General features: G+C 66.0%; 1 protein-coding gene. It reads left to right on the top strand.

The window, feature by feature from the left end; all coding sequences use genetic code 11:
- Positions 1–39 precede the first annotated feature (39 nt).
- The gene (locus EET13_RS29120; RefSeq protein ID WP_036400611.1) at positions 40–1431 is read left to right on the top strand and encodes an IS1380 family transposase; all 1392 of its coding nucleotides are present in this window, start codon (positions 40–42) and stop codon (positions 1429–1431) included.
- The last annotated feature ends 30 nt before the right edge of the window (positions 1432–1461 follow it).

The raw sequence follows: 1461 nt of genomic DNA, 5'->3' as shown, positions 1-1461 counted from the left end.
TCCAGACAACAATCGTCCAGCTCAAGAAAGGCACTTTCGGTGAGAGTGTGTCACAGGTTCGCGCCCTCGTCGGCGGTGTTCGATGATGACAATCTCGTGTCGTGTGCTGGTTTGGTGCCGGTGATGACGCTGGGTGAACAGGCCGGCCTGTCGCGACTGCTCGACGAGCAGGTGCGGATCAAGCAGTCGCGGATCAAGTCGGGGGCGGCTAACCCCGCGCCGAAGCTGGTGACTCTGATCGCGGCGATGTGCGCGGGCGCGGACTGCATCGACGACGCCGACCTCGTGCGCAGCGGTGGGATGAAATCCTTGTTCGGTGGCGTGTATGCGCCGTCGACGATCGGAACGTTGTTGCGGGAGTTCACCTTCGGTCATGCCCGTCAATTGGAGTCCGTCCTGCGGGAGCACCTGGCCGGGCTAGGTCAGCGGGTGGATCTGCTGCCTGGCGCTGATGTGCGGGTGTTCGTCGACATCGACTCGCTGCTGCGCCCGGTGTACGGACATGCCAAACAGGGCGCAAGCTTCGGGCACACCAAGGTCTCCGGCAAGCAGGTATTGCGCAAGGGCCTGTCCCCGCTGGTTACCACGATCAGCACCGACACCGCCGCCCCGGTGATCGCCGGCATGCGGCTGCGGGCCGGCAAGACCGGTTCGGGCAAGGGTGCTGGGCGGATGGTGGCCCAGGCCATCGCGACCGCCCGTAGCGCCGGGGTGACCGGCGAGATCCTGGTGCGCGGTGACGCCGCCTACGGCAGTGCCGCGGTGGTGACGGCATGCCGCCGCCACGGTGCAGCGTTCTCGCTGGTACTGACGCGCAACCCAGCCGTGCAACGCGCTATCGATGCCATCGCCGAGGATGCCTGGACCCCGGTGCGCTATCCCGGCGCGGTCCAAGATCCCGATACCGCAGCCTGGATCTCCGATGCCGAAGTCGCCGAAATCGCCTATACCGCTTTCGCTTCCACTAAGAACCCGGTCACTGCCCGGCTGATCGTGCGCCGCGTCAAAGACGCCAATCAGGCCCACGGGCTGTTCCCCGTGTGGCGGTATCACCCGTTTTTCACCAACTCCACCCAACCCGCGCCCGAAGCCGACATCACCCACCGCCGCCACGCCATCATCGAAACCACTTTCGCCGATCTGATCGACGGGCCCTTGGCGCGTATCCCATCAGGCCAGTTCGGCGCCAACAGCGCCTGGGTACTCTGCGCGGCCATCGCCCACAACCTGCTACGCGCCGCTGGACTGCTCGCCGGAACCCGACACCGCACAGCACGCGGCGCAACTCTGCGCCGCATCCTGGTCAACATCCCAGCACGCCTGGCCCGCCCGCAACGCAAACCAGTCCTGCACCTGCCCAGCCACTGGCCCTGGGAACCTGCATGGCTTGCCCTGTGGCACAACACAATCGGCAGGCAATACACTGCTTGACCACCGCAACCCGACCCGACGACCGGAAGC

This window comes from Mycobacterium attenuatum (genome assembly GCF_900566085.1).
In the GTDB taxonomy this organism is placed as follows: Bacteria; Actinomycetota; Actinomycetes; order Mycobacteriales; family Mycobacteriaceae; genus Mycobacterium; species Mycobacterium attenuatum.
The sequence above is the reverse complement of the archived record's forward strand: the minus strand, read 5'-3'. Positions and strand labels throughout refer to the sequence as shown.